This window comes from Geoglobus sp. (assembly GCF_054018175.1).
Genome location: NZ_JBPLZQ010000010.1, coordinates 1 through 8,934, shown reverse-complemented (window position 1 = coordinate 8,934; position 8,934 = coordinate 1). Strand labels below are relative to the sequence as shown.

10 protein-coding genes, 1 tRNA gene and 1 pseudogene are annotated in these 8,934 nt (G+C 48.6%); 5 read left to right on the top strand and 7 right to left on the bottom strand.

Features of this window, described 5'->3' with window-relative positions:
• Positions 1-40 precede the first annotated feature (40 nt).
• Both ACXJJC_RS00865 and ACXJJC_RS00860 read right to left on the bottom strand, forming a co-directional pair.
• Positions 41-910 carry an ABC transporter ATP-binding protein gene (locus ACXJJC_RS00865; RefSeq protein WP_456368651.1) on the bottom strand — a complete coding sequence of 290 codons (870 nt, stop codon included), beginning with the start codon at positions 908-910 and terminating at the stop codon, positions 41-43.
• 5 nt (positions 911-915) lie between these two features.
• Entirely contained in the window at positions 916-1,392 is a 477-nt protein-coding gene (locus tag ACXJJC_RS00860) for a hypothetical protein (RefSeq protein WP_456368649.1), read from the bottom strand.
• A 177-nt stretch (positions 1,393-1,569) separates the two neighbouring features.
• Between ACXJJC_RS00860 and ACXJJC_RS00855 the strand changes: the two genes are divergently transcribed.
• Positions 1,570-1,995: an Lrp/AsnC family transcriptional regulator gene (locus ACXJJC_RS00855; RefSeq protein WP_456368647.1), complete on the top strand. Its 426-nt coding sequence runs from the start codon at positions 1,570-1,572 to the stop codon at positions 1,993-1,995.
• 42 nt (positions 1,996-2,037) lie between these two features.
• Here ACXJJC_RS00855 and ACXJJC_RS00850 read toward each other — a convergent pair.
• From ACXJJC_RS00850 to ppcA, 3 genes and pseudogenes are all read right to left on the bottom strand, one after another.
• Positions 2,038-2,659 (bottom strand): annotated as a pseudogene (locus ACXJJC_RS00850) (DDE-type integrase/transposase/recombinase).
• 302 nt (positions 2,660-2,961) lie between these two features.
• Positions 2,962-3,033, bottom strand: a tRNA-Cys gene (locus tag ACXJJC_RS00845).
• Positions 3,034-3,074: 41 nt separating this feature from the next.
• Positions 3,075-4,499, bottom strand: coding sequence for a phosphoenolpyruvate carboxylase (gene ppcA / locus ACXJJC_RS00840; protein WP_456368645.1), 1,425 nt, complete (start codon positions 4,497-4,499; stop codon positions 3,075-3,077).
• 77 nt (positions 4,500-4,576) lie between these two features.
• Here ppcA and ACXJJC_RS00835 point away from each other — a divergent pair, with 77 nt between their 5' ends.
• Genes ACXJJC_RS00835 through ACXJJC_RS00820 form a run of 4 tightly spaced genes read left to right on the top strand, consistent with a single transcriptional unit; the run spans position 4,577 to position 7,847 of the window.
• Positions 4,577-4,924 carry a hypothetical protein gene (locus ACXJJC_RS00835; RefSeq protein ID WP_456368643.1) on the top strand — a complete coding sequence of 116 codons (348 nt, stop codon included), beginning with the start codon at positions 4,577-4,579 and terminating at the stop codon, positions 4,922-4,924.
• 39 nt (positions 4,925-4,963) lie between these two features.
• The gene (gene gatB, locus ACXJJC_RS00830) at positions 4,964-6,388 is read left to right on the top strand and encodes an Asp-tRNA(Asn)/Glu-tRNA(Gln) amidotransferase subunit GatB (protein ID WP_456368641.1); all 1,425 of its coding nucleotides are present in this window, start codon (positions 4,964-4,966) and stop codon (positions 6,386-6,388) included.
• Positions 6,385-6,843, top strand: coding sequence for a phosphopantetheine adenylyltransferase (locus ACXJJC_RS00825; protein WP_456368639.1), 459 nt, complete (start codon positions 6,385-6,387; stop codon positions 6,841-6,843). The genes gatB and ACXJJC_RS00825 overlap by 4 nt, the downstream gene beginning before the upstream one ends.
• Before the next feature lie 35 nt (positions 6,844-6,878).
• A complete protein-coding gene (locus tag ACXJJC_RS00820; protein ID WP_456368637.1) occupies positions 6,879-7,847 on the top strand; it encodes a hypothetical protein in 969 nt (322 codons plus the stop codon).
• On the opposite strand, the gene ACXJJC_RS00815 is transcribed toward ACXJJC_RS00820, so the two are convergent.
• Both ACXJJC_RS00815 and ACXJJC_RS00810 read right to left on the bottom strand, forming a co-directional pair.
• Complete coding sequence (locus tag ACXJJC_RS00815) at positions 7,844-8,152, bottom strand: hypothetical protein (protein ID WP_456368635.1); 309 nt, start codon at positions 8,150-8,152, stop codon at positions 7,844-7,846. The two genes, ACXJJC_RS00820 and ACXJJC_RS00815, sit on opposite strands and share 4 nt — an antisense overlap.
• Positions 8,153-8,287: 135 nt before the next feature.
• Positions 8,288-8,934: type I glutamate--ammonia ligase (locus ACXJJC_RS00810; protein WP_503421132.1), on the bottom strand; the 647-nt coding region annotated here is incomplete at its 5' end.

Sequence of the window (8,934 nt, the reverse complement as noted above, 5' to 3'; positions counted from 1 at the left end):
TCTTTCAGCTTTTCAAATGTAATGAGTGCGTTTATGATTTTCATTCTTCCTCCTCCTGCAGCTCCTTAAAGATTTCGTAAAGATTTCTGCGGGATTCCATTTTTAAAATTCCAATACCATTTTCTGCAAGAATATCAAAAATTGTTGCAGGATCAGCTCTGTCAAGCACCACCCACTTCCCTTCAATCCAAGCATCAATTCCAGCACTCTTCAGCAATTCTACTGTTGCGAAGTCATCCTCTGTTTTAATTTTCAGGATTGTATAGCCTGCAAGTTCGTGAATAGATCCATTAAAATAAAGTCTACCTTTATTGATGAATATGATCCGATCACACAGGTCTTCAACCTCGTAAAGGTTGTGTGTGGACATCAAAATCGTTTTACCGCTCTCTACCGCCTTTCTGATGAGTTCATACAAAGTTACTGTTGCCTGCGGATCGAGTCCAGCAGTGGGTTCATCGAGTATGAGCAAATCTGGATCGTGTAATGTAGCCAGAGCCAGAGATAACTTCTTACGCATTCCCTTAGATAACTCCTTCGCTTTTTTTGAGCTGTCGAGGCCCACTTTAGACAGAATTTCATTACAATTAATCTCCACTCCTCTTAACCTAGCAAAGAACTCTATGTGGTACCTTACTGTCTTTTCTTCAAAAAATTCAGACCGTTCCGGCATATAGCCTGTACGGGATTTAACTGAGTCATCGAAAGGACTTTCACCGAATACCCTTACTTCTCCAGACGTTGGATGTACTAATCCGGTGATGATTTTAATCAACGTCGTTTTACCCGCGCCATTCGGACCAATTATTCCAACACACGAGCCCTCATCCACTTCAAAGTTTATGTCACTCAGAACCTGTTTTTTCCTTCCGTATGCTTTTGACAACCCTGACACAACAACTGGCCTCATCTGGACTACACCATTTGCATAGCTACAATGGCCATCGTCACTCCAAAGAGAATAAACGCTCCAATTAAAGCCACAGTAATCCCAACATAGCGTAGAATTCCTTTTTTCTTCGCAAATGTATACACACCACCCCCCAGCATCCCAACGCTCAGAAAGATCGGTACCGCAAAAGTTGCAAGCATTACAGTGAGGGGTGGCTTGATGATCATGCGAGCCTCGGCAGCCTCACCATCTGTTTTAACCCTGAGCAGGTATTCAGCAAACTCGGCATCCTTAGGCACGTTGATTGTAATTGTATCTCCTTCAACCTCAACTTTCCAGTTAACCCTGGCCTTTGTGACGTTGTTTACAACCACCACTTCAGTGATTTCATCTGCTCCCTCCACAACAAAGCTGTAGTTTTTTCCCGGTTTGATTAGCTGTTTGTCTGGCGTGATGCTCAATCCCGCAGCAGGCATTATGACAAAAAATGCCAGCAGCATGACGCATAGCAGACCTCGCATGCTGTTGCCTTACAGTAACATCTTTTAATTTTTCATATTTTGCTAAAATATCCAAAAAAATCACCGAAATTTGCAGAATTAGCATAAATATTAGATAAACGATTAAAAAGAAATTCCGAAAAATTTTTATTTCACATTATTTTGATGTCACCACATATGGAAAATAAAAACAGATTAACCAAAAAAGACCTATTGATACTCCGGCATCTCCATGGTGAAAAAATGCCCGGATATACAGATATAAGCATTAGAACTGGCCTTCCAGAGAGCACGGTGCGATATCGCATAGAGCGTATGGAGAAAATGGGTGTGATAAAAGGGTACTCGGCCATAGTCGATCCGCATGCACTTGGATTTCACATGGCAATAGTAATCGGTAATGATTTACCCCCACATGGAATATTTTTCAATACTATCGGCAGTGTGGGGTCTGTTACCATACTTTTAGGCGAATATAAAGAGCTGTATAATGGCATAATACACGATATGAGAAAAGACGCTGACATCAGGGAAGTTTTGCCAGTAATAAGCACAAATACTCCCATAACGACATGGAGTATACATAATATTCTAAAACAGTAAAGTAAACTCTGAAATAATATAGATTAACCCTTCCCTTGGAATCTACAGCCCAGCAAAGCTCTCCAGCCAGCTCTGCACAGAATCAAATGAACTGTTGAACGGAAACCTGTTAAAGAACCTCTCAGTCCTGCACTTCAGAAGAGAGAAGAACCCATCAACCGCATTTATTGTTCCAAAGGTCTCATGTCTATAGTTCAACCCCAGTCTTTGTAAAGTCCACCTGTACCAGAATCCTCTGTCCACAACAACTTCTGGCTTATTCTCGCAGAACTTCAAAGCATCTTTAAGAAAAGCGTAAGCATGAAAGCTTGATCTACCATCAGTAGCCCATACAAGTAGACACTCTCTCGTATCCACGTCAACTGCACTCCAGACGAAAATCTGTCTGTTCTCAAGATTTATTTTCGTTTCGTCTATTGCAATTAATCTCCTTTTCTTCCTTTCCTGGAGGTTTTATGACCTTCTTAATTCTGTGATAGTAGATTCTTATTGATTCATGGCTTATCTGCTGGAAAAGAGAGATGAATTTGCTTGCTTTCCTTAAAGAGAGCCCGTAGAAGTAGAGTAATGCTGAGAGGATTTTTAACTCAACTTTCTTCTTGTTTCTCCGAAAGAGTTTTTTAGCCTTAATCTCTTCTATTAGTTGGGTTATTGTGGGGTGCATGTGTTTTATTTCGTGTTTTTATTTTTTAATGTTATTCTTGACAGTCCCGCTTTTCCGTGTTTTAGCAAGAGCTTTTCTCATAAACTCATTTTTTATAAACCAGTCAGGACGATCGTTAAAATTTGATTTTGGAAAAGAACACACTTTGAAGGGCCTTGGATAGTTTATGATGTGTGAAAATCCATAGTCAACATCCTCCCGCGGAAGATAAGAAATTGACCCCCTCGGTTGAAGCCATCATGACAAAAAAAGCCAGCGGAAGTCAATCTTCTTGCGAGTAAGGATTTAAACCAGAAGTAAAAAGCCAGGGCCCGGATTCGAACCGGGGTAAAGCGGATCTGCAGTCCGCCGCATAGCCCCTCTGCCACCCTGGCCTACACAACACTGACAAGGAACGTTTATTTAAAAATTTTGGTCAGCCGAGAAACCTTCTGAGCTTTCCGCTTTCAATTATCGCGTCGCCGATTCCGTTCTGTTTCCTGATGGAGTTTATGGTTCTTCCGGTTGCAATGAGATAGTCTTCACGCGGTTCAAAGTCGAACAGCTCCATCGCTCTTTTTACATCGTCCTCAAACGGGACTATCCTCAGGCTTTCGGGATTGAAGTGGGAGAGAACGAACTCCATCTGGCTCTCGAGTGTTGGGATGGACTCGCACACGTCCTCGTAATCCTTGTCGCCCAGCGCGGAGATACCTATCAGTTCCGGTGGGAATCCTATGGAGTACATGACCGCGCAGAAGGTTATCGCTCTCGGGAGCCTTATCCTGTCTCCTCTTGAGTATCCAAAAAGGCCTATGTGGAGCTTCCTCATCCTCCTCTTGGGAACGAATTTTCCAGTCTCATTGACGAACTCCGCGATTTGCGGAACTCTTCTTCTGTATTCAGCGCTCAGCCTCTGTATGATTGTCTCATCCACCTCAACGTCCTGGGGCTTCTCAGGACCGCTGTCTCTCAGCTCCTCTACCGCTTTTCGGACAACTCCGAAGTCGTAGTCGTACTTGAAGGCCGACTGGGCTGTGAACGTATGCACCGACGGGTACTCTACGAGGGCGTGCATGTTCTCCGGGTCGAAAGACCCCCTGAACGGCGGACAGCCCACCCCGATTATCGGGTGGACGTCAGTTTCCAGATCGTAGAGCTTCTGGAGGGCAATCTTGGCTGCGAGAGTCGCGGGAATGAATCCGTAGTTCAGTGCGGGATCCGACCTTGCCAGGAAAACCCTCATGGAGTCGAACTTTCCGTCCGCGAACTCCCCGGCTATCTCGTCGCACCTCAGCATTGCCGGGATGTCCTCAAAAAGCGGAATCACACCGATCGTCTCAGGCTCGAACTCACCCAGCCAGTCCCCAACCCTTGTCCCGTCTGCAAGCGTCAGCTTTGACTTTCCGGCAACGAAGTCCCTGTAGAACAGGTAAATCCTCTCAAGTTCCTCGGATTTTGTAACCATCGGAACGATTATCTCGAATATTGGCGGCGATGGATCGTCGTAGAACTTCCTGGCGTAATCGAAACTTCTGGGGATCATTTCGAGGGTTTCGGCGAGAAGCTTTGCCTCATCTCTCTCAACTTCCGGATTTGGAACTCTCGGAGTGATCCGCACATCCTCACCGATGATGTTATTCCTGAAAAATTCGGGATACGTGCTCAGAAGCTTCTTGATCACGAAATCGTCAACCTCCTTTCCCTCGAAGTCCCACATCTGCTCCTCTATGTCAAGGTGGGAGAAGACGTAGTAAGCTTCCTTTATCTCATCCTCTCCGTCAAAATGGCTCTGCTTCGCGAAGAACGGCATCTCCACGTTGTCCGGATGCTGGGTGCTCATGACCCTCGGAATGCGCATGATATACGTTGTCATACGTGTGTATTTAAATATTTATGTAGAAAGGTTTATGCCACACGGTCGGAATTGGATTCTGGATGAGACTGATTCTGGCCATTGCCATTGTGGCACTCTTTCTGGGGTGTGCGGGAAGCGAGAAGGCAGAAGTAGCGAAAACTCCTGCGGGGAATGAGACCGCACCCACCGCCCGGTCACTGAGCGGAGAAAGGCTGTTCGAGGAAAAGTGCTCCTGCCACTACAATTACTACCGGAATCCCGGCAACCCGCCGGGCTGGCTTGAGGTGTGGGAGTCCGAGTACTACGGACAGTCTGTGGAGAAGTGGAGCGCCGGAATAGACGTGATGGTGGAGAATAGGTTCACAACCGTAACGGACGGGGAAAAGCACGCCATAGCAGAATACCTTGCTGAAAGATTTTCCAGGTGAATCAAAAAAGATATATTCCTTTTTTCCGACACCCGAACCATGGATGATGTGGTCATCGGACTGGAAGTTCACGTTCAGCTCAACAGGTTAAATACCAAGCTGTTCTGCTCATGCCCTCTCGATTATCACGGCAAGGAGCCCAACACCCACGTCTGCCCTGTGTGTCTCGGCTTGCCCGGAGCGATGCCGGTTTTGAATGAGGAGGCCGTTAAATCAGCAATAAAGGTCGCCCTTGCCCTTAATGCTGACATAAATCCCGTAATGAGGTTCGACAGGAAGAATTACTTCTATCCGGATCTGCCCAAGGGCTTCCAGATAAGCCAGTACGACATGCCCCTCGCCTGGGGAGGCTACGTGACGATAGAAACTGAAAGCGGCGAGAAGAAGGTAACGCTCAAGAGGATTCATATGGAGGAGGACCCGGGTAAGCTCACCTACAAGGGGTCCATAACAACCTCAAGGTACAGCCTCATTGATTATAACCGAAGTGGAGCTCCCCTCCTTGAAATAGTAACCGAGCCAGTTTTAAACTCACCAAAGGAAGCAAGGGCTTTTCTGAACAACCTGAGAATAATCCTTGAATACCTGGACGTTTTCGACGGAAATCTTGAGGGTTCAATGAGGGTTGATGCCAACATAAGTATTGCCGGCGGAGGGAGAGTTGAGATAAAGAACATTTCAAGCTTCAAGGGCGTGGAAAAGGCGCTGACCTATGAGATTACCCGTCAGAGGAATCTGATAAGGCGTGGGAGAGCGGTTAAGAGGGAGACGAGACACTTTGACGAGGCGAACAACATAACCGTCTCCCTGAGGAGCAAGGAGGAGGAGCAGGATTACCGCTATTTCCCCGAGCCGGACCTCGTCCCGGTTTACACCCGCGAATTCATCGATGAGGTCAGGGCAACCCTGCCGGAAATGCCGTGGGAGAAGAGGGACAGGCTGATGGAGCAGTACGGCCTCAGCGTGGAGAAGGCAAAGATCCTGGTTCTTGATCCGAAAATGGCCGACTACTTCGAGAGGGTTGCGGAGAAAATAGATCCAAAGGTGTCTGCAAGCTGGATAGTTGACGTGCTGAGGGGCGAGCTGAACTACAGGGACATGTCATTTGCGGAGGGGGAAAGAAGGCTGTCCTCTGACGAGCTGATTGAGCTGCTGGACTACTTCCTGAAGGGTGAGATAACCGAAAAGGGTGTTGTCGAGGTAATTAGAGCTAAGCTTGATGAGGGCGGCAGTGTGAGAGAGATTATCGAGAGGAGAGGGCTGTTTTCCATCCCTAAGGAGGAGATCGAAAGGCTGTGCAGGGAGGCGATAGAGAAGAATCCCAGGGCGGTGGAGGACTACAAAGCCGGGAAGAAGCAGGCCGCTAATTTCCTGGTTGGCTATGTGATGAAGATGACTCGCGGGAGAGCCGATCCGGGAGAGACGGCGAAGCGCATCAGGGAGCTTCTCGAGGAGATAACATGAGTAGGAGGTACCGGGTGGCTGTTGGAGGCACTTTCGAACCGCTGCACGAGGGCCACAAAAGGCTCATCGACAAGGCCATTGAGCTAGGCGGGCAGGACGTGACCATTGGTGTTACCAGCGACAGGATGGCGAGGCAGAGAATAAGGAGCGTGCTTCCATTCGTCATCCGTGCGGAGAACGTGAAGTGGTACGTCAGGAGGAAGTACGGCTTCGAGCCCTACGTTGTCGAGATAACCACGCCGTACGGAAAAACCCTCGACTACGACTTTGAGTACCTTGTGGTGAGCCCCGAAACCTACGAGATGGCGAAGAGAATCAACGCTAAGAGGAGGGAGATGGGCAAGAGGGAGATAAAGATAGTTCGCGTTGACTTCGTGCTCGCCGACGACAACGAGCCCATATCCGCGACGAGAATAAAAAAGGGAATTATAGACAGATACGGAAGAGTTATTTAGAAAAGCTTTTGTATTTCTGACGCGTTTGAGTCCACATGGAATTCGAGATTCTGAAGGAGCACTTCGAGTTTTTCAACCCCGTCACGAAAAGCAATGAGGTAGTCGAGATTGAGGTCAGGAAGGATCCTCTCACCGGTAAAACGTCGAGGATCATCGTCAAGCCACTTCCCCTGTCCAAGGAGCCGGACATACCGGATTTCAGCAACGAGTGGTGTCCGTTCTGTGACGACAACGTTTACAGAGTTGGGGCGAGGGATGTTGCAGTTGCCGGTGGGGAGCTGGTTGAGAGGGGCGAGGCAGTACTCATGGCCAACATATCTCCGTACGCTGAGGTATCCCTCGTCATCAGGATAAGCAGGGCTCACTACCTCTCCCTTCCCGAGTTCACGGCCAGCATGTTTTACGATGCCTTCGCACTCGCGAGGGACTATCTAGTGGAGAGAGGATTTGAGTTCGCATGCGTCACGATGAACTACCTCAGGCCGGCGGGGAGCAGTGTGACTCACCCTCACGTTCAGGTCCTCGCGTCCAGGGAGCTGATGGACTACCAGAGGAGGATCGTGGAGAGGGCGGGTGCCTTTTTCAGGGAAAACGGCAGGAATTTCTGGGACGTGTTCTGGGAGGAAGCGGAGCACCTGAGGGTCCACGAGGGATCATGGCGGTGGTTCGTGCCGTTCGCACCGAGGGGGTTTGAGCACGTGAGCGCGTACATCTCTCAGGGTTTTGGAAGCATGGACGGTGAGCTTATGGAGCTTTCGGAGGGGATCACGAGAGTTCTGAAGTTCTACGACTCTCTCGGATTCAATTCGTTCAACTTCGGGCTGTTTGCACCTCTGGAAAGGAGAGAGGACGTTCCTGCAATTTTCGACGTAGTTGCCAGGAGTGTGATGGACAGGTACTACTGGAACGATGTATTTGCGATAACAAAACTCTACGACGAGGCCTATACCAACAGGAGGCCGGAGGACACGGCAAAAGAAATAAAAGAGTATTTTGTGGTTTAAACTTTCTCTTTTAGCTCCTCTATAAGTTTTTCGATGTCCTCAAGCTCTCTGAACTCCCAGTCCTTTTCCCCGACTCCTGCAAGTGCCCAGAGGAGTCTTGCGGTTACGGCCATCAGCTTGCCCGCATATCCAGGGCTGTGGGGCAGGAGATACGACGCAAGGTCGCCGAGCTTCTCTATGGTCTCTCTGTCGAGCTCGTTAACCTTCTCGCTTGCCGTTCCGAGAAGGGAAATACCGTTACCGAGTATCCTCTCCCTCATCGCGTAATACTTCGCGGCCTCGCTCGTTATCCTGTGAACACCCATCTCTATCACCTCAATAATACTCTGTAGGTTCTCGTATTTATTATTTCTGCTTTTTTATGAATTTTTACCAAAAAATTGGTTTCGCGAATGCTGATTTAGGAAAAAGGAGTCTGGGGAAAAAATAGTAAAATTTTATTAAATGTCGAGATACTTCATGTACTCCCAGGGTGTTATGTAGAGGCAGTACTGGTTCCACTCGTCGATCTTGATCTCCATGAACGCATCGAATATGTGCGAGCCGAGCACGTCCTGGATGACCTCGTCTGTGGCGAGGTGGTCGATAGCATCTCTCAGGGTCGTGGGCAGCTCTCCGATGCCGAGCTCTCTCTTCTTGCTCTCGCTCAGCTCGTAGACATCCTCCATTATCGGGTCGCCGGGCTCTATCTTCTTCTTGATTCCGTCGAGACCTGCGGCAATCATCGCGGAGAGCGAGAGGTACGGGTTGGTGCTCGGGTCTACGCCCCTGTACTCAAGCCTGATCGCCGATGGCTTCCTGTGGTACATCGGAACTCTGATCAGTGCGCTTCTGTTCCTCGGGCTCCAGCAGATGTATATAGGCGCCTCGAATCCCGGCACAAGCCTCTTGTAGCTGTTCACGGTTGGGGCACAGAGGGCTGTCAGGGCTTTGGCGTGCTCGAGGAGACCACCTATGTAGTACCTGGCCTTCTGGCTGAGCATGTACTCGTCGTCAGGATCTGCGAATATGTTCTTGCCCTTGAACGGCTCACCCTCCCAGAGGCTCTGGTGGACGTGCATACCGCTGGCGTTGTCGAGGTAGAGCG